At 59.3% G+C, this 25669-nt stretch carries 24 protein-coding genes, 1 other RNA gene and 1 pseudogene; 10 read left to right on the top strand and 16 right to left on the bottom strand.

All coding sequences use genetic code 11. The annotated features are described in order from the left end of the window. Positions 1-57: 57 nt before the first annotated feature. The 8 genes from RD1_RS10600 to RD1_RS10565 form a co-directional block, all read right to left on the bottom strand. Positions 58-2382, bottom strand: a complete 2325-nt coding sequence (locus RD1_RS10600; protein WP_245897260.1) for a DUF3772 domain-containing protein — start codon at positions 2380-2382, stop codon at positions 58-60. 8 nt (positions 2383-2390) lie between these two features. Continuing rightward, positions 2391-3428 carry a cysteine synthase A gene (locus RD1_RS10595; RefSeq protein ID WP_011568497.1) on the bottom strand — a complete coding sequence of 346 codons (1038 nt, stop codon included), beginning with the start codon at positions 3426-3428 and terminating at the stop codon, positions 2391-2393. A gap of 111 nt (positions 3429-3539) precedes the next feature. Next, positions 3540-4643 carry an NUDIX domain-containing protein gene (locus RD1_RS10590; RefSeq protein ID WP_011568496.1) on the bottom strand — a complete coding sequence of 368 codons (1104 nt, stop codon included), beginning with the start codon at positions 4641-4643 and terminating at the stop codon, positions 3540-3542. A gap of 16 nt (positions 4644-4659) precedes the next feature. Next, a complete protein-coding gene (locus RD1_RS10585) occupies positions 4660-5100 on the bottom strand; it encodes a TrgA family protein (protein ID WP_011568495.1) in 441 nt (146 codons plus the stop codon). Positions 5101-5225: 125 nt separating this feature from the next. Continuing rightward, positions 5226-6434 (bottom strand): SAM-dependent methyltransferase, encoded by a 1209-nt coding sequence (locus RD1_RS10580; RefSeq protein ID WP_011568494.1) that lies wholly within the window; start codon positions 6432-6434, stop codon positions 5226-5228. Positions 6435-6513: 79 nt separating this feature from the next. Then, the gene (locus RD1_RS10575) at positions 6514-7932 is read right to left on the bottom strand and encodes a cryptochrome/photolyase family protein (RefSeq protein ID WP_011568493.1); all 1419 of its coding nucleotides are present in this window, start codon (positions 7930-7932) and stop codon (positions 6514-6516) included. A gap of 67 nt (positions 7933-7999) precedes the next feature. Next, positions 8000-9223: an aminotransferase class V-fold PLP-dependent enzyme gene (locus RD1_RS10570; RefSeq protein ID WP_011568492.1), complete on the bottom strand. Its 1224-nt coding sequence runs from the start codon at positions 9221-9223 to the stop codon at positions 8000-8002. Positions 9224-9345: 122 nt separating this feature from the next. Beyond that, complete coding sequence (locus RD1_RS10565; RefSeq protein WP_011568491.1) at positions 9346-11019, bottom strand: BCCT family transporter; 1674 nt, start codon at positions 11017-11019, stop codon at positions 9346-9348. A gap of 318 nt (positions 11020-11337) precedes the next feature. Here RD1_RS10565 and RD1_RS10560 point away from each other — a divergent pair, with 318 nt between their 5' ends. Further along, positions 11338-13176 (top strand): BCCT family transporter, encoded by a 1839-nt coding sequence (locus RD1_RS10560; protein WP_011568490.1) that lies wholly within the window; start codon positions 11338-11340, stop codon positions 13174-13176. 120 nt (positions 13177-13296) lie between these two features. Here the strand turns inward: RD1_RS10560 and acuI are convergent, their stop codons facing one another. The 5 genes from acuI to RD1_RS10535 all read right to left on the bottom strand — a co-directional run bounded on the left by acuI (position 13297) and on the right by RD1_RS10535 (position 17480). Further along, positions 13297-14289, bottom strand: a complete 993-nt coding sequence (acuI, locus tag RD1_RS10555; RefSeq protein WP_011568489.1) for an acryloyl-CoA reductase — start codon at positions 14287-14289, stop codon at positions 13297-13299. Positions 14290-14369: 80 nt separating this feature from the next. Continuing rightward, the gene (locus tag RD1_RS10550) at positions 14370-15473 is read right to left on the bottom strand and encodes a dimethylsulfoniopropionate demethylase (RefSeq protein WP_011568488.1); all 1104 of its coding nucleotides are present in this window, start codon (positions 15471-15473) and stop codon (positions 14370-14372) included. Position 15474: 1 nt separating this feature from the next. Beyond that, positions 15475-15984, bottom strand: coding sequence for a DinB family protein (locus RD1_RS10545; protein ID WP_011568487.1), 510 nt, complete (start codon positions 15982-15984; stop codon positions 15475-15477). Further along, positions 15981-16688 (bottom strand): DUF1326 domain-containing protein, encoded by a 708-nt coding sequence (locus RD1_RS10540; protein WP_011568486.1) that lies wholly within the window; start codon positions 16686-16688, stop codon positions 15981-15983. Before RD1_RS10540 ends, RD1_RS10545 begins: the two co-directional genes overlap by 4 nt. A gap of 3 nt (positions 16689-16691) precedes the next feature. Then, positions 16692-17480, bottom strand: a complete 789-nt coding sequence (locus RD1_RS10535; RefSeq protein WP_011568485.1) for a DUF2182 domain-containing protein — start codon at positions 17478-17480, stop codon at positions 16692-16694. 71 nt (positions 17481-17551) lie between these two features. Here RD1_RS10535 and RD1_RS10530 point away from each other — a divergent pair, with 71 nt between their 5' ends. Beyond that, the gene (locus RD1_RS10530) at positions 17552-18310 is read left to right on the top strand and encodes a FadR/GntR family transcriptional regulator (protein WP_011568484.1); all 759 of its coding nucleotides are present in this window, start codon (positions 17552-17554) and stop codon (positions 18308-18310) included. 106 nt (positions 18311-18416) lie between these two features. Here the strand turns inward: RD1_RS10530 and RD1_RS20955 are convergent, their stop codons facing one another. Continuing rightward, the gene (locus RD1_RS20955; protein WP_143090279.1) at positions 18417-18887 is read right to left on the bottom strand and encodes a hypothetical protein; all 471 of its coding nucleotides are present in this window, start codon (positions 18885-18887) and stop codon (positions 18417-18419) included. Positions 18888-18944: 57 nt separating this feature from the next. On the opposite strand from RD1_RS20955, the gene RD1_RS10520 reads away from it, so the two are divergent. The 5 genes and pseudogenes from RD1_RS10520 (at position 18945) to RD1_RS10505 (ending at position 22241) form a co-directional block, all read left to right on the top strand. Beyond that, entirely contained in the window at positions 18945-19298 is a 354-nt protein-coding gene (locus tag RD1_RS10520; RefSeq protein WP_011568482.1) for a DUF4345 family protein, read from the top strand. Between the two features lie 110 nt (positions 19299-19408). Next, positions 19409-19757, top strand: a transfer-messenger RNA (tmRNA) gene (ssrA, locus tag RD1_RS20510). 103 nt (positions 19758-19860) lie between these two features. Next, a complete protein-coding gene (locus RD1_RS10515; RefSeq protein WP_011568481.1) occupies positions 19861-20289 on the top strand; it encodes an ester cyclase in 429 nt (142 codons plus the stop codon). A gap of 123 nt (positions 20290-20412) precedes the next feature. Continuing rightward, positions 20413-21660, top strand: a complete 1248-nt coding sequence (chrA, locus tag RD1_RS10510) for a chromate efflux transporter (protein WP_011568480.1) — start codon at positions 20413-20415, stop codon at positions 21658-21660. 91 nt (positions 21661-21751) lie between these two features. Then, positions 21752-22241: pseudogene (locus RD1_RS10505) on the top strand (SspB family protein). Between the two features lie 7 nt (positions 22242-22248). Here the strand turns inward: RD1_RS10505 and RD1_RS10500 are convergent. Beyond that, positions 22249-22803 carry a hypothetical protein gene (locus RD1_RS10500; protein ID WP_011568478.1) on the bottom strand — a complete coding sequence of 185 codons (555 nt, stop codon included), beginning with the start codon at positions 22801-22803 and terminating at the stop codon, positions 22249-22251. Positions 22804-22982: 179 nt separating this feature from the next. Between RD1_RS10500 and fumC the strand changes: the two genes are divergently transcribed. The 3 genes from fumC to RD1_RS10485 are packed head-to-tail and all read left to right on the top strand — an operon-like array spanning position 22983 to position 24786. Beyond that, positions 22983-24374 carry a class II fumarate hydratase gene (fumC, locus tag RD1_RS10495; RefSeq protein WP_011568476.1) on the top strand — a complete coding sequence of 464 codons (1392 nt, stop codon included), beginning with the start codon at positions 22983-22985 and terminating at the stop codon, positions 24372-24374. Beyond that, complete coding sequence (locus RD1_RS10490; protein WP_011568475.1) at positions 24371-24547, top strand: DUF4169 family protein; 177 nt, start codon at positions 24371-24373, stop codon at positions 24545-24547. Before fumC ends, RD1_RS10490 begins: the two co-directional genes overlap by 4 nt. Continuing rightward, complete coding sequence (locus tag RD1_RS10485) at positions 24544-24786, top strand: ribbon-helix-helix domain-containing protein (protein WP_011568474.1); 243 nt, start codon at positions 24544-24546, stop codon at positions 24784-24786. The genes RD1_RS10490 and RD1_RS10485 overlap by 4 nt, the downstream gene beginning before the upstream one ends. Here the strand turns inward: RD1_RS10485 and RD1_RS10480 are convergent. Continuing rightward, positions 24771-25661, bottom strand: coding sequence for a fructose bisphosphate aldolase (locus RD1_RS10480; RefSeq protein WP_044033078.1), 891 nt, complete (start codon positions 25659-25661; stop codon positions 24771-24773). The two genes, RD1_RS10485 and RD1_RS10480, sit on opposite strands and share 16 nt — an antisense overlap. Positions 25662-25669: the final 8 nt, after the last annotated feature.

The raw sequence follows: 25669 nt of genomic DNA, 5'->3' as shown, positions 1-25669 counted from the left end.
CGCGGTGTAGCGCGGCGGTGAGGTTCTTTGCAAGAGGCAAATTCGGGAAAGCGGGCATCACTCGCTTTTGTCAGATCCTGTTTGCAAGACTTCCGGGTTGCGCAACCAAACGTCGCGCTGTGCAAAGGGTATTTCGATCCCCTCCTCGGTAAAGCGCGCGGCGATTTCGTGGTTGATGTCATTCTGAACCGAGAGAATCCAGTTTACATCGCGCAGGATGGCCCGGATTTCAAAATCCAGCGAATCCGCTCCAAAGCCCATGAAAACCACATTTGGCGGCGGATTGTTCAGCACCATGGGCTGCGCATTCGCGATCTCGCGCAAAATCCTGTCAACACGTTTGGTGTCGGTGCCGTAAGCGACGCCAATTTTAACGATCAGACGCCCGATTGTATTGCCGCGCGTATAATTGGTGACCGTCCCGGCAATCAGATCGGAGTTCGGCACGATGACATCCGTGCGGTCGAAGGTTTCGATCCGGGTGGAGCGGACAGAGATGTGTTTGACCACCCCCATCTGACCGCCCACCTCGATCCAGTCGCCCTCGGAAATGGGCCGTTCCACCAACAGGATAATTCCGGACACAAAATTGGACACGATGGTCTGCAGGCCAAAACCGATGCCAACCGATAAGGCCCCCGCGACAATGGCAAAGGCGGAAAGATCGACGCCCGCCACCGTTACAGCAATCAGCGACGCCAGAAAGATACCAACGTAACCAATGCCGGAAATCAGGGCATTCTGCCCGCCAATATCCAGCCGCGTTTTCGGCAGCACGTTGGTGCGCAAGGTGCCCTGCAACAGGCGGGTCACGGTGTAGCCGATGACAAAAACAATGGCGAACGTCAGGAAATCCGACGGCGAAATTCGCGTGCCGCCAATTTCAAAACCGTCCAGGAACCTGCGCCAGAGTTCGGTCAGATCCGTTACGCGCGCGCCCCAGAGCAGCGCCAGAAAAGGAAGGCTTGCCAGCACCAGTACGAAGCCGGCGAATATCGCCATGAGACTGTCGCGCGCCTCCACCCCCTGCCCCGTAATCAGCCCGTAGACATCAGCCGCGAAGCGCTGAAGCACCATGACCAATCCCAGCACCAGCATGCTCAGAATCGTGGGATACAGCATCGCGTTGCCCGCCTCGGCATACCCGATGGCCGTCATTGAGGGGGCGATCACACTGACTGCAATCAGGATGAGCCCAAAGAAGCGTATGACACGCCCCACACCGGCTTTCTGCGCGTGATCCTCTGCTTCCTCTGACTCGTCCGTCAGGTCGTACTTCCGCAGCATGAAGCCCATCGGAAAGAGGACGAAACCAAAGAGAACCACGATCGGGAATGCGATCACGGCAAGCGTTTCCGGCGCCGCCTGTTCCAGGTCAAACAGAACCGCAATCAACCCATGCGACAGGAACAGAACGGACAGCACGAACATGTAAAACCGACCTGCGCGCCGCCCTTCAGGCGTCAGGCAAATCACGGCATCGTCTTCCTCACGGGCGAAAAGCCGTTCCGCGAGCCAGCGAAAACCCAGCAAAAGGAGGCCCCAGACAGGGAAAAGCGCGATCAATTCCTCGATGGTGTCGCCGAAACGCGCGGTCAGCAAAATCGCATGCGCAAGGATATATACCCCGGAAAGCGGCAGGATAATGCGCAGCAAGGACACAAGAAAGCTCCATACGCCGGAGCCTCGACCACCAAAGCGGCGCATGAAATTAACGGCCTTCCCCGCCCACACGCGTCCTCGCACAATGAGGGTCAGCGAAATGACCAGCAGCAAAGCCACAAGCGGCAGGTTGTTGCGGAGTTGGCGTTGATTGGCCGTGTTGGCGATGCCTGACAGATCATCGCCAAGATCACGCAGAATGCGTTCGGTATCACCAAAGGCAACGGACCATGTTTTGGGGTTCAGGGGTGAAGGCCCGAGTGACAGCAAACGACGCGTTTCACGCTCCCGCAGGATCGTGTCGATTTCATTGATGAGACCATCCGCGCGACGAAATGCGACATCCGCTGCCAGAATGGGAGCTTGCAGGTCGTCGAACTGGCCCGCCAGTTCGGCCCGTGTCGCAGCGATTTCCGGGGATTCCTCGCCATTTTCCGGCACGGGTCCCAGAGCGTTGATCTGCGAGCGGATGGTCGCGATACGCGCTGAATTGGCCTGTCGTGCCAAATCGAACTCGCCCCGGAACGTCGCGAGCCGTTGTCGCAGCGTTTCGAGGTCTTCGGTGCTCGTATCGTCGGCTGTGTCGATGCGTTGCTCTGCCCGGGACGCCGCATCCTCCCAGAAGGAATAAAGCGAATCGTCCTCGTCGCGCACCGCCAGTTCCTGCGCCTGCGCGATCGCCCCCCACAGCGCGAGGAACATCGCCAGCAAAAGAGGCATGAGCGCCCTCATACGTCTTCAAACACGCCCGGAATGCTGGCCGGCGCGCGGTCCAGCCACGCCGGGACAGGCAGACCCTTGCTCGCCAGAAACTCCGGGTTGAACAGCTTGGATTGATAGCGCGTTCCGTAATCACACAGGATGGTCACAATCCTATGCCCCGGCCCCATGTCGCGCGCCATGCGCACGGCCCCCGCGATATTGATGCCGGAGGAGCCGCCAAGGCACAGGCCCTCGTGTTCGAGCAGGTCAAAAACGATGGGCAAAGCCTCTGCATCATGCACATTATAGCTTAAGTCAGGCGTGAAGCCTTCAAGGTTCCTCGTGATCCGGATTTGCCCGATACCTTCGTTGATCGAGGACCCTTCACTCATCTCCAGCACACCGCGCGTGTAGTAATTGTACAGCGACGCGCCGTCCGGATCGACCAGACCGATCTTGACCCCTTTGGGCTTGAGCGCTTCGGACACGCCCGCAAGCGTTCCCCCTGAGCCCACGGCGCAGATGAAACCATCGACCTTGCCGCCTGTCTGTTCCCAGATTTCCGGCCCCGTCCCTTCGATATGCGCCTGCCTGTTGGCGGTATTGTCAAACTGGTTGGCCCAGATCACCCCTTCGTTTGTCGTGCGCGCCAGTTCCTGCGCTAGACGCTCCGAGTACCGCACAAAGTTGTTGGGGTTGCGATAAGGGGCTGCGGGCACCTGCACCAGTTCCGCACCGGCCAGCCGCAACATGTCCTTTTTTTCCTGACTTTGCGTTTCGGGAATGACGATCACGGTCTTGAAGCCCATCGACGCCCCCACAAGCGCAAGACCGATGCCGGTATTGCCCGCGGTCCCTTCGACAATTGTGCCGCCGGGTTTGAGCGTCCCCTTAGCGATGGCATCCTTGATGATGAACAGCGCGGCGCGGTCCTTGACCGATTGCCCCGGGTTCATGAATTCGGCCTTGCCGAGGATGTCACACCCTGTTGCCTCACTTGCGGCTTTCAGCCGGATCAGCGGGGTGTTTCCGATTGCCTGCTCAAGATCGCGCGCGACACGCATCAGCCTGTCCTCTTTTTAGCCGAATTTCACCTACCTCTATCGGGGCACCCGTCCGACCTCAAGGCTTAGCGGTATGCCAGTGCCACGCGGGCTGAACAAAAAGCCGCTGACTCACGCCGCCCGTATCCGTTCGCGGTGGCGGGCCAGCCAATAGGCGGCCATGACCAAAGGCGCATTTGCCACCAACAGGTCATCACACATCGTCATCAACTGCTCAAACGGCAGGATATGCGAGCGGATGTCTTCATCCTCCGCCTCTTCCCCACCCAGACCGGCCGCACGCTCCGGCAGATCGGCAAGCCCCACGTATACATAGTAAAACTCCGATGAATTGCCCGGCGAGCAATAGGTTTCCGCCACGGCAATCAAGTCGCCCATCTCAAGACCGGCCTCTTCCACCGCTTCGCGCCTTGCCGCCGCCTCGGGGGCCTCACCGGGGTCCAGACGGCCCGCAATGGGTTCAAGTTGCCACAGCGCCCGATCCCCCCGCGCAAGGGGGCCCATGCGCATCTGTTCCACCAGCATCACGCAATCCCGGACGGGATCATAAGGCAGCACCAATGCGGCATCGGGCGCACGAAACACCGCGCGTTCCACCTGCGGCGTCATGGTTCCGTCAAAGCGTTGGTGCCTGAGGTCATATTCCTCAAGCGCAAAGTAATGCGCATAAGGCCGCCGCACCGCGTCAACCGCCACATCCCCCATCAGCGTCAAGGCACCGTGCCGAGACTGCTTGGCATTCATCTGTGACCACGCCCGCGCGCGGATCATCGGGAACATGCCAGCAACCTCATCAGGCCGCTTCGAGTGCCGGTACTGCATCACTTCGCGGGCGGCACGCAGGCTGAGTTCGCCCCACGCACTGACCCAGGCATCGAGCGACCACGCACCTTGGAGAGTCCACATATCCGGCTGGGGGAAATATGCCTCGGCCAGAACGCCGTCTTCAAGGGTGACGGGCGCAAGCCCATAGCCGAATATCGCTTCATAAAACGCAAGCCGCGCGTGATCTTCTGAGGTCAGACCGCTGATCACCATCCCCTCGGCCCGCGCACCATCTTGCGCCGTGATCGTCGGGAAAGGGCCCTCAGCCACGGCCTGCACTGCAAACCCCGGCAGCACTGCAGCAGCCATCGCCACATCATTGTTGCGCCCCAATACTGCATCCAGCAGCGGTCGATATTGCAGTGTTCCGAACAGGAAAAGTGGTCTCATGCCCGACTGTTAACGGCTATCGCCACATGCGCCAAGCGTATTCCGTTGCAAGCCCCGCCAGAACCCCGCCCGCCATCAGGGAGAACATCACCAGCGGGTTCACCATCACCAGCGCGTATTCCGCCATGAACTGGAAGATCGCTGCCATCGCCGCGAAGAAACCGTTGTACCAATTGTCCATCGCGCGGTCGAACATCTGATAACTGGCGTGCAGCAGCAGGCCCCAGATGACCAGCACCAACGCGCCGCTCAAGCCGTTGTTGATCGCTGCTGCCACACCCCGGCCAGCGCGTTTGCCCATCACTGTCCAGCCGCAGACGATACCCAGTATCGCGTTGATATAGGCGAATGATCCAAAGGCCGTGCTTTCCGGCATCAGCGGCTTGATCTGCAGCGATACAACATAGGCAAGCGCGCCGATGCAGAGGGCGGCGATCAATCTGGCGGCGTCGGGCATTGCGAACCTCGGATACTGGCAAACGAACCTCTCCCCCGACTGTTCATGAAGCCGAGGGTGGTTCGGGTCTATCACTGAGGCGTGTAAAAACTAAGGCACAAGCGTGGCAACTTTTGCGCGCGGGGTCAGGCCGGACGTGTGATCGTGATCTGCGTCACATCGCAATTGGCGGTTTCGAAGGCCGCCGCACAGGACGTCAGATAATAGTTCCACATGCGCCGGAACCGTTCATCAAAGCCCATCGCGCTGACCTGATCCCATTTCTCATTGAATGTCTCATGCCAGCGCTTAAGCGTGATCGCATAGCTTTGACCGAATTCGACGGAGCGTTCGACCCCCATGCCCGCACGCACCACCTGATCCTTCAGCGCGGTTGGACTGGGCAGCATGCCGCCGGGAAAGATATATTTCTGGATGAAATCGACGTCGTTACGATAGGCTTCCCAGCGATCATCAGCGACCGTGATGATCTGCAGTGTGGCGGATTTGCCCGGTTTGAGCCTGTCGCGGACCTTGCTGAAATAGGTCGGCCAGTATTTTTCGCCCACCGCTTCGAACATCTCGATGCTCGCAATACCGTCATAGGACCCGCTTTCATCCCGATAGTCTTGCAACTTGAATTCCACCAGATCAGAAAGCCCAGCCTTTTCAATCCGTTCCTTGGCGTATTTAAACTGTTCTTCGCTGATCGTGAGGCAGGTCACCCGCAGGCCGCGCTCCTTTGCGGCGTATTCGGCAAAGCCGCCCCACCCGCAGCCAATCTCCAGGATATGGTCGCCGGGTTTTGCACCCATTTCGTCGACCATCAGCTTGTATTTCGCGGTTTGCGCCGCTTCGAGGCTCTCCTGCCCGGTTTCAAACAGGGCCGAGGAATAGGTCATGCTGTCATCCAGCCACAAACCGTAAAAATCATTGCCCAGATCATAGTGATAGCTGATGTTCTTGCGCGCCTGCGCCTTGTGATTGCGTTGCAGCCAGAACCGAAGCTTTTCGAACAGTTGCACCAGCTTCTGGCCGGGATACCCGTTGTACATGTCATCATTGTCGCTGTTCACAAGGTCCATGAAGGCTTGCAGATCGGGCGTCGACCACCAATCGTCCATATAGGCTTCGGAAAACCCGACATATCCATCGCGCACAAGACGCGCGAAAAGATCCGTGTTTTTGACTTCGAGCACGGCAATCGGGCCGGGCTCTGAGCCGCTGGCCGAGAAGGTCCGCCCGTCCGGCAAGATGATATCGAGACGCCCCGACTTGATCTTCTGGGCCACTTGAAAGCTCTGCGCAAAGTAGCGCGGCAAGTCGGTCTGCCCGTCTGTCGATGTCAGGATCATAAATGAAATGCTCGTTTCTTGCCGTTAGTTAACAGTTTATTAGGACAGAGTTAGGGCTGTGATCAAGCCTTTCAAAGTTTTAAAACCCTCTATTTTCATAGGCTTCCAAAGCACGCTTGCGCCCCTCATCCGCCGCCACAACCGGAGCGGGATAATCCTGATCCGCACTCAGGCCCCAGGCCCGCGGGATCGCGTCGAAATAGGACAGCGCGGTTTGCGTCGGCGCACGCCGCTCCTCGGCAACCCAGCGCTTTACATACTGGCGGTTCTTGTCGAACTTATCCAACTGGGTGACGGGGTTGAACACTCTGAAATACGGGGTGGCGTCGGGTCCGGACCCCGCCGACCACTGCCAGCCCATGGCGTTGCTGGCCGGGTCCCAGTCGATGAGACAGTCCTCAAACCACTTCAACCCGATCTTCCAATCGCTGAGAAGGTGTTTGGTCAGGTAACTCGCCACGATCATGCGGCCCCGGTTGTGCATCCGCCCCGTCACATACATCTCGCGCATGGCGGCATCGACAAACTGGATACCGGTGCGGCCCTGTTGCCAGCGCCGGACGGCCTGCGTCGTTTCATCCCGGTTCCACGGGAAGCTGTCCCAGTCTTCTTTCCAGTTGCCCGTCAGGATGCGCGGCGTGTGGTGCATCAGGTGATAGGCAAATTCGCGCCAGACCAGTTCCTTGAGGAACGTCTCGGCCCCCGGTTTCTCCTCCTCGCGCGCGCGCAGCCCGGCATACCAGCATTGATGCGGGCTGATCTCGCCAAGGGCGAGGTTTTCCGACAGCCCCGATGTGCCATCGATTGCGGGCTGATCGCGGGTGGTGTCATAACCTGCGACGATTTTGTCGATGAACGTGTTCAGGCGCGTCTGTGCGGCGGCCTCCCCCAAGCGAACGTAGGGTGCAACAACCGCAGCGCCACGATCCATCGCAGCGCCCATGTTCCAATCGCTGAGCGTATCGCTACCCGGCCATGCCGCAGGTGCGTCAATTCTGGACGGGGCCGAAAGGGGCGCGTCAACATCACGGTTTTTGACCATGTTCCAAAATGGCGTGTAGACTTTGTAGAACCCGCCCGTCTTGGTCTCCACGGTCCAGGGTTCAAACATCAGATGCCCCCCGAAAGAGCGCGCGTCGATGCCGTCCTGCTTGAGCGCCGCCTTCACCTCCGTGTCGCGTTCGACCGCCGCCGGATCATAGAGGCGCGACCAGAACACAGCCCCTGCCCCGGTTTCAAGGATGAGCGTGCGAAGCGTTTCAAGCGCCGGACCGCGCCGCAGGATCAAGCGGCTGTTGAGCCCCTCCAGCGTTTCTGACAGATGTCCGATCCCCAGACCCAGACGCCATCTGGGCGCCGCGCCCAGCGTCTCAACCTGATCATCGTGGATGAATACGGGAATGACGGGATTGCCGGATTTGACGGCAGCGTCCAATGCGGGGTGATCGCTCAGGCGCAGATCACGCCGGAACCAGACCAAAACGGGAGATGTGCTCAAACCGTAACCCTTCTGAATTTATTGCAGGTTTTACGCGCGGGCCTCAGAGTTAGATCAGTCGCGCCGCTCACAATACCTTGTCCAAAGCGTCAATCAACTGTGCGACATCCTCAGCGGTCGTGTAGTGCGTGAAACTCAAACGCAGCACGCCAAGCCTGTCATCGACCCCCATGGCCGACAGTGCGCGGCCCGCATAGAAATCACCACCGCCCGCCATGATCCCATGGCGCGACAGCTCCGCCGCTACTTCCTCGCCCGGACGCTCAAGAGCCAGCGCCACCGTGGGCGCGCGGCCAGCCGCCGTGCCAGGGCCGATCAGACGCACCGCGTTGCGCCCGCTGACCGCGTCAAGCAGGGGCGCAAGCAGCGCTTCCTCATGGTCGCGCATCAGGTCATGCACCGCACGCCCCCGCTCTGTCGGGCTGGCAGGTCCGCCAATGTGATGATCAAACAGTGCGTCAACGTAATCGGCCATGCCCGCGCAGGCAGCAACCTGTGCGTGATCTGGCCCGGCGGGTGTGAACCGCTTGTACAAAGCGTCACCGTTGAATTCATGGCCCTGATTGGGCAACAGCCCCCCAAGAACGCGACGGATCACCATCAGACCCTGATGGGGACCATAGGTTTTATAGGCCGAAAACAGATAGATGTCCGGCCCGAGCGAGCCGACATCCACAAACCCATGCGGCGCATAAGACACCCCATCGACACAGACAAAGGCCCCGGCGGCATGGGCCAGTGCCGTGATCTCGATCACCGGGTTGACCTCTCCCACCACGTTGGAACAATGGGGAAAACACACAAGGCGCACGTTTTCATCCAGCAGCGCTTCGAGGTCCTCCGGGTCAAGGTGGCCGGTGACCGGGTCCACACGCCATTCGCGGATCTCGATGCCGCGCTTGGCCAGACGCCGCCATGGCCCGGTGTTGGCCTCATGGTCCTGATTGGTGACGACAATCGCCTCGCCCGGTTGCAGGAATTCGGCAAAGGCCTGCGCCAGCACATAGGTGTTTTGTGTCGTCGAAGGCCCAAAGCTCAGCTCATCCGCATCCACACCAAGGAGTGCTGCCATGCGCGTGCGCGCCTCGTCCATCTCCGCGCCCGCCAGGGTGCTGGCGTCATAAGGCGCATAGGGTTGCACCTTGCGTTCGGTGTAAAACCGGGTCAGCCGGTCAATCACCTGTTTGCAGGTATAGGACCCGCCCGCGTTTTCGAAAAACGCCTGCCCCTGCAGGGCGGGCACCTGAAACGCAGGAAACTGCGCGCGTATAAAATCTGTATCCAGTCTCATGAGTGGCAAACTTGTCCGCCCCGGGCAAAGCGTCAAGCGCATTTACGGCTTTCATTGCGTCACATCCATAAAAAAGGGCCATGGGGTGAACCATGGCCCTTTCTTAAAATGACGTCAGCGCATTACTCAGCTGCGGTTGCGTCCGGCTCCATGGTCGCCGGAATGCCCGCAGCTTCACGGCGGCCATCGTTGTAAATCGCCTTGATCAGGGAAATACACATCAGCACCATCACGATCGAAAACGGCAGGGCACCGATGACCATGGCGGTTTGAATGGCGGATGTTCCGCCCGACAAGAGCAGCCCTGCAACCACGAGCCCCAAAGCGGCCCCCCAGAACAGGATATGCGGGCGTGCTTTCGGGCCCTCGTCCCCGGCAGCATTGATCGTGTTCACGATCAGCACCGCAGAGTCCGCAGATGTCACGAGGAACGTCATCAGCAGAACAACGATCAGAAAGGCCATGCCCCATGCCAGTATATCCGCAATCGGTGCCAGCATGAATTCGGTCATCGCAAAGATCTTGTCACCATTGGCGGCATCGAAGATTACACCATTCGCGCCCCCGTTCAATTCAAGATCAATCGCCGTACCACCAGCCCAGGCGAACCAGACAAAGCACATCAGCGATGGCACGATCATCGCACCCAGCACGAATTCACGGATGGAGCGACCGCGCGAGATCCGCGCAAGGAACAAGCCCACGAAAGGTGCAAATGCGATCCACCAGGCCCAGTAGAACACCGGCCACCACCCTTGCCACTGTGCCAGCAGGAAGGCTTCTGATCCCTCGACACCGTCAGATTTCCAGACGTTGAAGCTCATCTGCGGCAAGGCCAGCAGATAGTCGATCAGCCCAAGGAACATCGCAGATGCGCCAAACCAAGTCGCCCCGAAGAGGATGAAGAAGCCGAGAAGGAAAATCGACAGCACCATGTTGATGTTGGAGAGCCATTTGATGCCCTTGCCCACACCGGAAAGCGCCGAGAGCGTCGATGCTCCCATGATGACCAGCAGCGCGACGATGATACCGACGAAGGTGGCGCCGCCATCCTCATAGACCAGACCGCCGATGCCGATCCGGGTCAGACCCGCCACGAATTGTTCGACACCAAAGCCAAGCGTTTGCGCCACGCCCAGGATGGTTGCAACCACCGCGACGATGTCGATCACATGGCCCAGCTTACCCGACAAGGCCTTGCCAAAGAGTGGGGTCAGTGCCGAGCGGATCGTCAGCGGCAATCCGCGCCGATAGCTGAAAAACGCAAGTGACAGACCGCAGACCGCATAACAGGCCCACGCGCCAAGGCCCCAGTGCAGGAAGGACCACTTATAGGCCATACGCACGTTGTCCGCAGCGCCGCCCGTGGTAAGGCCCTGAATTGTCTCAGGGTTACTGCCGAAATGCGCAACCGGTTCGGCCACGGCCCAGGTCAGCATGCCAACGCCGATACCCGCACCAAACATCATCGAAAACCACGAAAAATTGGAGAATTCGGGCTTTTCACCTTCCACGCCAAGGTTCATTCGACCCGCTGTCGGCCATATCGCCAACCCGAGACATATGATGATAAAGAATGCGACGGTCCAGATGTACCAGCCTGCCGCATTGGCAAGGATCACGCTGTTGAGATCACTGAGGACCCGGCCGGACTGCGTCGGCCAGAAGATACACCAGACGACCAATACGCTGATGATGATTTTACTGGCCACCGTCACATCGACGCTGAAGCCGCGGTAAAATCCCGCATTTGCCGTTTTGATCGGCAGATCGGATAATGGGGGTTTTAGTGCCATTTTTTACTGTTCCCTGTTCGTTATTATTTCTTCAAGCTACTTGAACGGCACGAAAGACAATGCAGAGAAACGTCAGTTTTGCCCCTCAAAACGCCGCATTCCGCAGTGAACACACACAAACGGTGCCCCAGACTTTCGGGATCAGCGTCATGCGCCTGCCCACAGGTAGGGGGTCAGCGTTGCACAAACAGGAAGCGGATGTCACCCGTTTAAGTCCAAAAAACACGCATGGCGCGAAAAATGGACTCATTTATGCTAAACTCAGACTGAGATCAAAAAACGACGCGAAACGCGGTTTTCGAAAACAGGGAAACAAAAATGACAGTCAAACCTCCATTTACGGATCTTGAGATCAACACTCAGGACTCCGGCTTTTACGAAGGCTACAGCCTACCCATCGCGCTGGTCTCAAAGATCGGCATGGTGCTTCTGGTCCTCTGGGCCCTCGTCTTTCCTGCCGGTGCAGGGGCGATCTTGGCAGAGGTCAATGGCACCTTGCTGAACTCATTCAATACTTTCTACATCCTCTCGGTGGGTGCCTTTGCCTTTTTCCTCTTTTTAGTGGCCATCATCCCCGCAACCGGGAAACGTGTTCTCGGCATGTCCGGTCAAAAGCCCGAGTTTTCCAATTTCAGCTGGTTTTCCATGATGTTCGGCGCAGGTCTCGGCGTGGGGTTGATGACATTTGCCACCGCCGAACCGCTCGGCCTTTGGGGATCAAACCCGTCGGTGGTCTCGCGTGAGGTGGCCGGCAACACGCCCGAAGCGCTGCAATCCACGTTCCGCTATACCTTCCTGCATTACGGGTTTCATGCCTGGGCCATTTATGTGGTGACGGGGCTGAGCCTTGCCTATTACGCCTATACAAGGGGCATGCCGCTGACGATCCGTTCGGCCCTGACCCCGCTGATCGGGCGCTTTGCGAATGGTGCCTTTGGTCATTTGATCGACGTTCTGGGTGTTGTTGCGACCATCCTTGGCGTATCGGTCACAATCGGTTTTGGCGTCAGCCAGCTGGTGGATGGTGTGTTTTCCATCACCGGTGCCGAATGGATGATGGACACCACTGGCGATACGCCGGTTGCGACCAAGACGGGCCTGATCGCCGCCCTTGTGGTCATCATGGGCATGTCGATCATCTCGGCTGTGTCGGGTGTGGGGCGCGGTGTGAAATACCTGTCGAACCTCAACCTTGTCCTGTCGCTGATCCTGTTGATGACATTCGTGATTTTCGGGTCGTTCTTTTTCGCCATGACGACCTATGCGACCGCGCTGATCGACTATCTGCTGCATTTTGTGAACCTCAGCTTTGAGGCCTACGCACCGCTGGCGCAAGACGCTTTTGCGACCGCAGCGCCCGCGTCTGTGCAGGCCCTGCCCGCCGAAGAACTCGCCGCCGTTTATGCGGGTGCCACAAACCAGTGGGGCAGCTATGCAGGCTTTACTGCGGGGCTTGAAGGGGCCGCTGCCGCCCTGCCCGCCGCCGATCTGGACGCCGCCTATGCGGCTGGCGAACAGGGCCGTCTATTCGGGTGGCAGGCCGGATGGACGACATTCTACTGGGCGTGGTGGATTGCATTCTCGCCCTTTGTCGGATTGTTCCTTGCCCGTATCTCGCGGGGACGCACGGTGCGTGAATTTGTGCTGGGTGCGGTCTTTGCACCGGCACTGGTGTGTTTTGCGTGGATGACGATCCTCGGCGGTACGGCCATTGATCTTGAAATCAGCGGTGCTGCTGAGGGCGCAATCATTGCGGCGTCAAATTCGGCCAAGCTCTTCGTCACGCTGGAGCAGATGCTGTCGGGCGCGGTGCTTCAGGCGCTGATCATCATGTGCGTTGTGCTGATCATGACCTTTCTCGTGACCTCGGCGGATTCCGGTATTCTGGTCATGAATACGATCATGTCCGGCGGGGCCGAGGAAACCGGCGTCAAGCACCGGATCATCTGGGGTATCATCCTGACGCTGGTGATCGGCACCTTGCTTCTGGCGGGGGGTGGCGGGCTGTCCGCCCTGCAAAACGCCATGATCATCGGGGCGCTGCCCTTCACCATGATTATGGTGCTGATGGTCTTGTCGCTGATCAAGGCGCTGTTCAACGATGGTCGCCGTGAAAGAGCGGGCGTGCGCCCGGCAGCCGCGCAGCCAGCCGAATAGGTTCGGCCTGCACACGTAAAAAGCGCGCCACACCGTGACGCGCTTTTTCATCGGATGTGTACGCTTTGCCCGCGCGTAGGCCTTGTCCTTGGCTACCGGGCCATACGTTCACACTGGATTTCAGGCGTTGACGTCTACGACCACGCGGCCCTTGACCTGACCTTTGAGGATATCACTGCCGAGCTTGGGCAGATCGGCAAGTGTTGCGGGCTGCACCATCGCTTCGAGCTTGTCCATCGGCAGATCACGCGCGATCCGCTCCCAGGCGCGGACCCGGTTGTCATAGGGCTGCATGACGGAATCAATGCCCAGCAGGTTCACACCGCGCAACAGGAACGGGATCACCGTGGCAGGCAGCCCCGCCCCCCCGGCCAATCCGACCGCAGAGACCGACGCCCCGTATTTCATCTGCCCCAGCACCCGCGCAAGCATGGCACCGCCTACCGCATCGACGCAGCCAGCCCATGTTTCGGCCTCGAGCGGGCGTTTGACGGTTTCGTTGATCTCGTCACGCGCGACGATCTGCGCCGCACCCAGCGATTTGATGTAATCTGCGGTTTCGGGCCGTCCGGTCACGCCAGCGACCTCGTAACCGAGGTTTGCGAGGATCGCGACCGCGACCGACCCGACGCCGCCCGCAGCACCGGTGACCAGCACCGGCCCGTTGCCCGGTGTCAGACCGTGATCTTCCAGCGCCATGACTGCCAACATCGAGGTAAACCCGGCGGTCCCTACCGCCATGGCTTGCCGCGTGTCCAGACCGGCGGGCAATGGCACCAGCCAATCGGCCTTGACGCGCGCCTTTTGGCCGTAGCCGCCCCAATGCGCCTCTCCCACGCGCCAGCCTGTCAGCACGACCTTGTCGCCGGGCGCATAACGGGCATCCTCGGACGTCTCGACAGTGCCGGCGAAATCGATCCCCGGCACATGCGGATAGTTGCGCACAAGCCCGCCACCGGGCCCGATGCACAGCCCGTCCTTATAGTTCACTGTCGAGTATTCGACCGCAACCGTGACATCGCCCGCGGGCAGTTGGTCGAGGGTCATCTCTTCGACCGCAGCGGAGGTCTTGCCGCTCTCTTCGTCCTTGTTGACCACAAGCGCCTTAAACATGTCTCTCTCCTATCCGGGGACTTGCCCCTGTCGTTGGTGTTGAACGCCCCTGCCGGAAAGCCCGGCAAAAGCAAAAACCATCAGTGCCAGAAACCGGCCTGCACGGTCGCATCGCGCGCGCCATCCGGCGTTTCAACGCGCAGCCTTGTGCCGGTATCCCAATGCGTCATGCGCACCATGCCGATGGCGACATTGGTGTGGTGATCCGGGCTCCAGGCAGCGGAAGTGACCTGCCCAACGCGCGTATCCCCGGCGTAAAGCCCCCAGGCCCGGTCACAGAGCGGCAGCCGGTCGCCCTCGATCGCAATCGCCCTGATCTGTTGCACCGGTCCTTCCTTGGCCACGCGCAGCAAGGCATCCCGACCGATGCAGCCAATAGCGGTCTGCGTATCACAAAACCGCCCAAGCCCGCATTCATGCGGCGTGTTGTCGTCAGTCATGTCGTTGCCATAAGACAGCAGACCGCCCTCGATCCGCTCAATGCCATTGGGGCACCCTGCGCGCACGTTCAGGTCCTCGCCCGCCTTGAACAGCGCATCCCAGAGCGGCATCGCGATATCCGACCCCTCGACATAGACCTCAAAACCGCCTTGTTTGGAATACCCCGACCGCGCCACGACCATCTCACGCCCCTCGAATTCAAAGAGACCAAAGCGGAAAAACTTGATGTCGCGGATGCTGTCGCCAAAGATACGGGCGGCCAGTTCGTCCGCCTTTGGCCCCTGAATGGCCAGCGGGCTGACATCCGGTTCATCAATCAGCACATCCAGTCGATAGCCATTGGAAATCCCCTTGACCCACAACAGCAGATCACTGTCCGCAATGGAAATCCACCAGCGGTCTTCGGCCAGCTTGACCGCCACGGGGTCGTTCAGCATGCCACCCGTCTCATCCACGATGGGCACGTAAAAGCACCGCCCCGGCAGCATGCCGCGCAGATCGCGCGGGGTCAGCATCTGCATCAGGCGGGCGGCATCCGGGCCACGCAGTTCGACCTGACGCTCGACCGAAACATCCCAGACCTGCACATGTTCCTTGAGGTGACGGTAGTCAGCCTCCACACTTTCAAAGACGGTGGGCAGCAACATGCGGTTGTAGACCGTGTAGGCCTTGACCCCTGCGGCCTCCACACCATCGGAAAAAGGGGTGCGGCGCAGCCTGCGCGACGGAGAGATAAGCGCCATATCAAGCATCCTGTGGCATGAAGACCAGATCACTTACCGGAGCTTTGCGCCCCGAAGCGGTCAGCATCGCATGGATCTGACCACGGTGATGGGTCTGGTGGTTGAAAAAATGAACAATGGCTGTTGCAAGCGGCGTAGTTATGTCGCGCTCCTGACTGCCCGAGTACCACGTTATGTCGCCGATCAGATCGACAGCGCGCAAGCCATCGGCCCAGAACCGGATCTTGCCATCCATACGGAAGCGATCCGCCGCCCATGACATGATCTTGGGATGCAGTTTCGTGCTGTCCGCCCCGCCCACCTGCGGTGGCTGCACGGACGGGTCAAAACGGCTCATCCACAGGATGTCGCCCCACAGCAGATGGTTCGCGGTCGCCATAAGGCTGCCAAAGAACGCCCCGCGATCCTTGGTCAGCTCTGCATGCGACATGGCCTCCAACACCGGCATCAGTTGGTTGTTCTGCCAGCTGTTGTAGCGCGCCATGGTTTGCACATAGCGCGAGTCGATCACGGCTTGGGGCCTTTCCAGTCGATCGGACAGATTTCCGCCGATTTACCGCCAAAGTCCCAGACGCGGCCATAATCCCGCACCCGGCTTTTGAGCCCCGTGGCCGCGATGATATCCGGACCCATCCAGTATTTGGAATTGCTGACCATCACCGGATGCTCCGGATCCTTGCCCGCCAGCATCTCGATCTCGCCCTGTATCTTGCGCCCGATCATGATGGAGCGGCGGTTGCCCTCGCGCACGATCTCAACCGGCGCACGTTCCGCGCCGATGATCTCGCTGACCAGCATGGTGAACAGCCCCGTGGTGCCGCCCGCAGCACCCGAAAAGATCTGCAGGATACCGTTATAGGCCTTGCCACTGGCGCGTTCATCCACATAGGCGGCAACCTTCCAGTTGCCCTCCCCCATGCGACCGGGGATGTCCACGAGCAGACCGATATTGAGGCCGGCGAGGTCTTCGCCCTCAAAGTGCCCTTCGTCGATGGCGATGGCCATCCACGCATGACAATGCCCCTCGGTGGGCGGGTGTGCGCCAAGGCTGACGACACAGGGACAAAATACCGTGCAGGAGCAGTTGAGAAACAACTCGCCCTTGATCGCCCATTCGGTCGGGCTGCTTTGCCGACGCTTCGGGTTCGGCATTCGTTGATCAATGCGCTGACTGATCGGCAACCGATCCGCATCCGCCCTTCTGTTCTTCGCCATGCCTTATCCTCCCGAAAAGACGGGCCAGCCCAACACCGCGATCCCCGCGATGATCAGGACAAACCCCATTGGTTTTGTGACGTAATGCCCGATCTGGGGCAGTTTTTCGATGACCATGAACAGTGTCGCAAGACCCATCCATGCAAGGTTCATCACGCCGCCGACAAAGCCAAGCGCCATGAACCCCCAACAACATCCCACGCAAAAGGCACCAAGTCCCAGCCCCATGCGCAAGCCCCCCGCGAAACCCGTCCGCCAATGGCCCAGAAAATACATCATCGGGGAATGACATACGCCATGGCAAACCTCCTTGGTGCGGGTGAACTGGAAAGCTCCCACAAGGATCAGCAAGCCCCCTGCCACCCAAGGGCTTTTCGCGATGCCCAGCATGTCAATCACGCCGCCAAACAGCAGCGCCAGCTGCACCCCCGTGATCAGCGCGGCAAAGGCAACCCAGACGATGAAATATCCCAGCAGCACGCCGGACCACCCGGCCCGCGTGCCCGTGGCACTGGTCATCAGGTCCTCATAGGCGCGCAGCGTCGGCACCAGCGTCGGCAGCATCATCGCCGCCATCATCACGGCCCACATCCAGAACAGCGGCCCGAAGTTCGCCATCGGCATATACATCGGCATGCGCGGATCCATCGCGGCCATACGCGCGCCCATTTCACCCGGACGCCCCAGCATATCCACATCCATGTCAATCGCCATCGCATACATCACCCACCACGCCGCCAGAATGGCACCGAAAAAACCAAGCCAGAGGGTGGAGCGCATAATACCGTGCACGGGGGATTCCTTTTCCTTGCACTTCAAATGCCAGACAATTAGAAAACGGGCAAACACTAAATGTAAGACATATGAAAATTGATCCTGAAAACCCAGCCGATCTATCCGCCCAGATTGCAGCCGCGATCCGGGATGCCATCGTGGCTGGCACCTTGCTGGTGGATGCACGCCTGCCGTCGGAGGCGGAACTGGCGGAACACTTCGACGTCTCGCGCCCGACCGTGCGCGAGGCACTCAAACGACTGGCGGCGCAATCGCTGATCCGCACGCAGCGCGGTGCCACCGGCGGGGCCTTTGTGAACCGGATTTCGTTTCAGGACGCCTATCCGCAGCAAATCACCACCTCGACCCTATTGTTGTCGATGAATGCCGTCAGCTTCAGCACCGCCTGCGAGGCGCGCTATGCGCTGGAACGCGCCTGTTCGCCCCTATCGGCAGAGCGGCGCACGGCGGATCACCTCGCGACCATGCGGGCCGAAATTCACCGCCAGAATCAACCGGGGCTTACAGACGAAGCCTTTTGCGCCTCCGATGTCGCGTTCCACCGCGCGCTTGTCGATGGCGCAGGCAACCCGGTGCTAAGCTATCAACTCGCCGGGGCGGTTGAGGCCATGCAGCCCTTGATGAACATGATCACCTTCACCGCCCGTGACCGCGCGCGTATCGTGGCACTGCATACGGCAATTGCCGATGCCATCGACGCGAGGGATGCGGCGGCCACCTTCGACGGGCTGACTGCGTTGGAAAACGAAACGCAAACCCTCGCGCGCAGCGTTCTTGCCGCGCGTGCTGCAGCCTCCGGGCGGTCCGCGAGCGCAACCTCCGCTTGATCGGTGCGCGATTGTTGGTAGGCTTTCCGTCATGGGAGCTTCGCGCGCCCGCGAAGGAGGCCAGATGCACGCCAACCGCAGCCCAAAGCCCCGCAGCACCGGCAGGTCACTGCGCACCAACCCCAAAAGCCCGTTGCAAAAACGCGCCGATCACAGCCCCGTGGTTGCGCACCTCGCCCGAATACAACAGATGGCCCTTGCAGGCGCCACAGACGTTGCGCAGCTTTATGCAACGGAGACCGTCAAAGGTCAGGATGGCTTTTTCGTACCTCGCATGAAAGCCGCGATTCATTGTCATGTGGGCAACAAGATGCGCAATCCGCACATCAAAATTCGCGGTGACGTGTATAATTTTGGCAACCCTCAGAAGGAGTCGCGCATACAGGACGCCTATGAAGCCCTCGTCGGGGATCAGCGAAACGCAGCACTGGAGGGCTATGAAGACTGCCGCGAATATCTTTGTGAATTGCTCGACATAAAATATGAACCACACGAAACGGCGGATGCCGGTGCCGGAGCTGCCGCCGCGGGAGGCGGCAGCAAAAGCAAGGGTGGCGGGAAGAAAAGGAAGTGACACGCACAGCAACCGTCACTGGCTGCTTGTCAAAGCGCGACATGCACCTAGCTGTCTCCCATGATTGACACTCTCAACATAATCGGCGCGCTTTTGACCATTGGCTTTGGCCTGTTTGGCTTTCTTGCGCCGCGCTACACCGCCAGCGTGCTGGACCTTGCGCCAACGGAGTCGACCATGGGGCTGTCGGAAATGCGGGCCTCGGTCGGCGGGCTGTTCGTCGCGGCGGGGCTGGCAGCCCTGTTGCTTGGCGACCCGCTGGCCTATGCGATGATCGGCTTTGCCTTCGCGGGGGCGGCGTCGGGTCGGGTGCTGTCGCTGATTTTTGACAAACCACCCGTCAAGAAGGTGCTGCTCTTCGGCGGGATCGAAGCCGTGCTCGCTGCATGGTTTCTGGCGGGGAACCTCGGCTGAGGCACGGGGTCGTCCTGTTGGTACAGGCTGCGCCCCCTTTTCCACCTGCCGCGCGCCCCCCAACTGCGCGCCCTGTCACCATGATAAACCAGCGCGACAAACCGTTCGGACCCCTTGAGGTTCGGGCGCGATTGGCCTATATTCATAGCGTCCTTCGGGACTATGAACATAAACGCGCTCGTAATAAGCGGATCGGACCCGGGGGCGGTACCCGGCGACTCCACCAAACATCCTTCATTTGGGGATCATGGGGTCGAAACAGGATCGACGAACGTCTAAAGGGGTTTGCTTTGTTTCGGCTGTCTGCCACCGTTATCGGCGAAACTTGTACAATTGCAAATGACAATCGTGCTCCAGTTGCGATGGCCGCGTAAGCGGTTTCAGCGACTGAAACTTAACTCCTTGGGTTTAGCGACCTAAGGCGGGGTTCGCAGGCACCTGGCAACAGAAGCCTGCACTTTACCTCTCCAAAACAAATCTGAACAAAACAACCATAAGTTGCTTTTGTTTACCCTTTCTACGCCACTGAATGGTATCCTGCGTGGAAAGGCGGGGAGAACCTATGTTGCGCAAAACTGAAATCATCCAACGCTGGTATGAAGAGGTCTGGGTCAAGGGAAACTCGGATATGATCGACGAGATCTACCGCCCCGCACCTGAAAATGAATCGCTGATACCCGGTGGGCTCATCAACACGACCGAAGCACGCGAATTGGCCACTGTTTTCAACAGCCTGATCACGGATCAGAAAATCCGGGTGGTTCATTGCGTGGAACAGGGTGAGTGGCTCTCTGCGCTGGTTGAGATGTATGGGTTCAAGGCCGGCACGGATAAACCCGTCAACATGCGGTGGTTGACGATGGTGCGCCTTGACGGGGATGTCATCGTTGAAAGCTATCCAGCCGTTGATTTCCTGTCCCTTTTCGAACAACTGGACCAACTGCCGCCTGACAGCTTCGAACTGATGCTCAGTGGCACGGTTTTTAAGTAAACCTTCGCAATTGACCCGGTGTGGGGCGATGTGCCACTTCTTGCACCAGGGACAAAGCGGTTAGCGATACAACCCGTCGCATGACATCTCGCACGCCCCCGGCAGGCCGCGAAAGGTACGGAAATGACCGCGCCAACACTCATCGAATTGTGCCGGGTCTTTGCCCGCATCGGTGTTTTGTCCTTTGGCGGACCGGCCGCGCAGATCGCCCTGATGCATCAAACGCTGGTGGAAGAGAAAAAATGGCTGTCCGAAGACAGTTTTCTGCGCGCGCTGTCATTGTGCATGTTGCTGCCCGGACCCGAAGCGATGCAACTGGCGACTTATGCCGGCTGGCGTCTGGACGGTGTGCGCGGCGGGCTGGTCGCGGGGTTGTTGTTTGTCCTGCCCGGTGCGGCTGTGATCCTTGCCCTTGCCCTGATCTATGCCCATTTTGGACAGGTGCCGTTGGTTCAGGCAGCCTTTACCGGGATCAAGGCCGCCGTGATCATCATCGTCCTGCAGGCGCTGCTGAAACTGTCGCGCAAGACGCTCACCGGCAAAGGCGCATGGGCCCTCGCCGCTGGCGCGTTTATGTCCCTGTATTTCCTGAATATTCCCTATCCGCTCATCATCGCCACGGCCGCTGCCGTCGGTGCATTGACCATGGCGCCCGCCACACCGGCGGCTTCGGCGTCGCATGAGACAGCCACAAACCCGGTTTTGACGCTCACCCTCTGGGGCACGCTATGGGGCTGCCCGATTGTTGTGCTCGCCCTGATGGACCACATGTTTTTGATGCAAATCGCGTTGTTCTTTTCGAAACTGGCCGTGGTGAGCTTTGGCGGGGCCTATGCCGTGCTGGCCTATATGACGCAGACCGTGGTGGCAGAGCATGGCTGGATCACCACCGGGCAAATGATGGATGCTTTGGGCCTTGCGGAAACGACGCCCGGACCGCTCATTCTGGTCACGCAATTCGTCGCCATGATCGCCGGGTTCAATGAAAGCGGCCCGCTTTTGGCGCTGGCTGCGGGGGCGGTTGCGCTTTGGGTGACATTTACACCCTGTTTTTTATGGATTTTCCTCGCCGGTCCCTATCTGGATGCGATCGCGACACGCCCGCGCCTCTCCGGCGCGCTCAGCGGTATTACCGCGGCAGTTGTGGGGGTGATCCTCAATCTTGCGGTGTGGTTTTCAATCCATGTGCTGTTTGGGCAGGTGACCACCCTACCCGGTTTGCCCGCCCCGGCCCCTGTCCCGACGTCGCTTGACATCAATGCGCTCGCTCTGACGCTGCTGGCCGCTGTCGTTGTGCTGCTGCTTAAACGTGGTATCGCGGAAACACTGGGTATTCTGGCGGTCGCGGGCCTTGCGCTGACGCTTCTGTAAAACGACGCCGGTTAAGACGCAGAGACCTCTTTTATCCCCAGAGGAATCGGCTATGCTCGCGTTAGACGAACTCTTTGCACCCAGGTATGAGATGACCCGCACTATTGACTACGGCAACTTGATGCACGAGGCCATGCGCGGCCTGATCCGCAAGGTGCTGCTGGATGTATGCGATCACGGCCTTCCGGGGGAGCACCATTTTTTCATCACATTCGACACCGGCCACCCCGATGCGGAGCTGGCCGATTGGCTGTTTGACCGCTACCCCGGTGAAATGACGGTGGTGATGCAACACTGGTACGACAACCTGGAAGTGACCGACGAAGGGTTCTCCGTCACGCTGAACTTTGGCGATGCGCCTGAGCCGCTTTATATCCCCTATGACGCGATCAAGACATTCGTTGATCCGTCCGTGGAATTCGGGCTGCGCTTTGAAACCCAGCATGACGAGGACGAAGAGGCAGCGCCCGCGCAGTTGCCCCCCCACAACGCAGGTTGAAAAACCCAAAGCGGAGGCAGCACCGGCAAAAGACGGTGCAAAGGACGCCGAGATCGTCTCACTGGACAGTTTCCGCAAGTAAACGCGCGTTATTCCCGTTTCAACAGCGTTGACACCGTCCGCTGGATTTCACCGTCCCTAATGGTTTGGAAGTCGAGCATCAGGCCGCGTGATGCCAGTGAACGGTCAAACTGCTGGATTTCATAGCCGCCATCTTCGGTGACATACATCGAATAAACGCTCAGCGTCTCCCCGTCGATGCGCCCCCAGACGTAGGGTTCGCCCTTCATCGGATCAAGCTGTGCGGCATGACCGAAAACGTTGCGCTTCATCGCGGAAGCGTAAACACCCGGGCGCGCGCTTGGCACGAAATCAATGGTATAGGCCTTTTCCTTGGCGGTGCCATCCTTGCGGTAGGTCGTCGATTTCCAATAGACGCGAAACCCCTCCTTGGTTTGCGATATCTTGACGCTCATGTCGCGGGGGCGGCTGGTTCCATCCGCAGACTGCACGTCCGCTGCACCAACGTAGCTGCCGACAAAACGGGAAATATCGGCATGCACGGCAGTGGCCGTCAGCAACAGGCCCATGATCAATGCACCACAGGCCAACACCAAGTGACGTGGCAAGAACTGACGGTTCATTCAAAATCCTCCGAGGCTTTGGCGTTTTGACCGCACGACCACAAGCCGGACGGTTTCACAACCCTATCAGATAATTCCTTTGGTTTGGCAAACAATGCCCGTGACGCGCCGTCGCCCTGTTGCACGAGCCCCCCCGCAGCGCTAAACCGCTGTACAAAGCCAGTGTAACGGAGCGCAGAATGACCCAGACCCGCACAGAAACCGACAGTTTTGGCCCCCTCGAGGTCCCTGCCGATAAATACTGGGGTGCACAGACGCAGCGCTCGATCATGAATTTTCCCATAGGTTGGGAAAAACAACCCGTTGCGATTGTCCGTGCCTTGGGGGTGATCAAACAGGCTTGTGCCCAGGCAAATGTTGAACTGGGAAAACTTGACGCTGCGCGCGGGGAGGCGATCATTCAGGCCGCCAGCGAGGTGGTCGCAGGCAAGTTTGACGACAATTTCCCACTGGTTGTGTGGCAGACAGGGTCCGGGACCCAGTCGAACATGAACGCCAATGAGGTCATCGCCAACCGCGCGATTGAGATCATGGGTGGGGTGATCGGCACCAAGGATCCGGTGCATCCGAATGATCACTGCAACATGGGGCAATCGTCCAACGATACCTTTCCCACGGCGATGCACATTTCGACCGCCATGACGGCCCGCGATGTGCTGTTGCCGGGGTTGGAAAAACTGCATGCCGCGCTTGAGGTCAAGATCGCCCAGTTCGACGGTATCATCAAAATCGGACGCACCCATACGCAGGACGCGACCCCTCTGACCCTCAGTCAGGAATTCTCCGGCTATGCGCATCAGGTGGCCATGGGCATCCAGCGCGTCAAGGACGCCTTGGGTCGGATTTACGAGCTGGCACAGGGCGGCACCGCCGTGGGCACCGGTCTCAATACGCCTGTCGGCTGGGACGTGATGGTTGCAAAAAACATGGCTGATATCACCGGCCTGCCCTTTGTCACCGCGCCCAACAAGTTCGAGGCCCTCGCCGCGCATGACGCCATGGTTGAGATGTCCGGCGCGCTGAAGGTCGTTGCCGCCAGCCTGTTCAAGATCGCCAATGACATTCGCCTGCTCGGCTCCGGGCCGCGCTGCGGCTTGGGCGAGTTGGTGCTGCCTGAAAACGAACCCGGATCGTCGATCATGCCGGGCAAGGTCAATCCGACACAATGCGAAGCGCTGACACAGGTGTGTGCGCATGTCTTCGGCAATGACGCTGCGGTCGGTTTCGCCGGGTCGCAAGGGCATTTCGAACTGAACGTGTACAAACCGATGATGTCGTACAACGTATTGCAATCCATGCAGCTTTTGGGCGATGCGGCATCGACCTTTACGGATAATCTCGTGGACGGGCTGACGGCGGATGCGGATCGCATCGAACGCCTGATGCGCGAGAGCCTGATGCTGGTCACAGCGCTGGCCCCGGAAATCGGCTATGACAACGCCACCAAAGTCGCCAAGACGGCGCATAAAAACGGCACGACCCTCAAGGAAGAGGCGATCGCGCTGGGGTTTGTCGATGCCGAGACGTTTGAACGGGTCGTGCGCCCCGAAAACATGATCGGGCCCAAATGAGCACGCCCATCAACCTCAACAAGGTCCGCAAAGAGCGGGCCCGGGCGTCACGCAAGGCGCAGGCTGATGAAAACGCCGCGCGATTTGGCCAGAGCAAATCGCAAAAAGACGCGTCAAAGGCAAAGGCCGACAGGATCGCGCGCCATCTGGACGCCCATAAGCGCGAGACATGAGTGCCCGGCCCGTCAAACATTCGGTGACCCTGAAAGGTCACCGCACATCCATATCGCTTGAGGATGAGTTCTGGCAAGAACTCCGGCGCATCTCACAGGAAAACGGCAAGCCGATCAACGGGTTGGTCGCCGACATTGATGTGAAACGCGGGACCAGCACAGGGCTGGCCTCCGCGATCCGGGTCTTTGTGCTGGAAGACCTGAAAGCGCAGCTTGCGCGCGCTCAGATGGATGCCTGATAGATCTTGTCGATGTTGCTGCCCAGGGCGGCACCGAATTCGGCATCCGTCATCTTCACGTTCAAACCTTCGGTCAGCGCACGGCTGAAGCTTGCGATCATATGCGCGTTCTGCGCCAGTTTGGCAGAGGCAACATCCGTCGAATAGCCGCCCGACAAGGCAACGACCCGCAGCACGCGCGGGTGTTGCGCAAGCCCGTCATAAAGGCCCGGTTGATCCGGCAAGGTCAGTTTCAGCATCACATCAACGCCCTCGTCCAGCGTGTCGAGATGCTTTGCGATCTCCGCCTCCAACAGCGTTTCGGCTTCAGCCTTGGTTTCCGAGTGGATGTTCACTTCCGGCTCAAGGATCGGCACAAGGCCCGCCGCCAGAACGGTTCTTGCCACATCAAACTGCTGGGCGACGATCGCCGCAATTCCTTCGGGGTTTGCGTGGTTGATGACAGAGCGTTCCTTGGTCCCGAACACGCCTTTGCCCTTGGCCGTGGCCAAGACATCCTCAAGACCCGGCATGGGCTTGAGCATCTGAACGCCGTTTGCCTCATCCTCCAGCCCTTTGTCGATCTTCAGAAACGGCACAACACCCCGACGGTTCCAAAGCAGTTCAGCGACCGGTGTGCCGTCAATCTCATCATGCATCGTACGTTCGAACAGGATGGCGCCGATGATTTTGGCATTGGTGAAGTCATCCGCCAGAATGATCCGTGCGCGCATGTCATGCATCGCTTTGAACATCGCCTCTTCGCCCTCGTAATCCGTTGGCTCAACGCCATAAAGGCTAAGCGCTTTTGGCGTGGACCCGCCAGACTGATCCAGCGCGGCAACAAAGCCCGCACCTGATTTCATTTGTTCACGCATCTTACTGTAGTCTGACATTCTTACCT

Origin of the sequence: Roseobacter denitrificans OCh 114 (assembly GCF_000014045.1) — a bacterium.
GTDB lineage: Bacteria > Pseudomonadota > Alphaproteobacteria > Rhodobacterales > Rhodobacteraceae > Roseobacter > Roseobacter denitrificans.
Note: the sequence above shows the minus strand (reverse complement) of the source record. Positions and strands in the feature narration are given on the sequence as shown.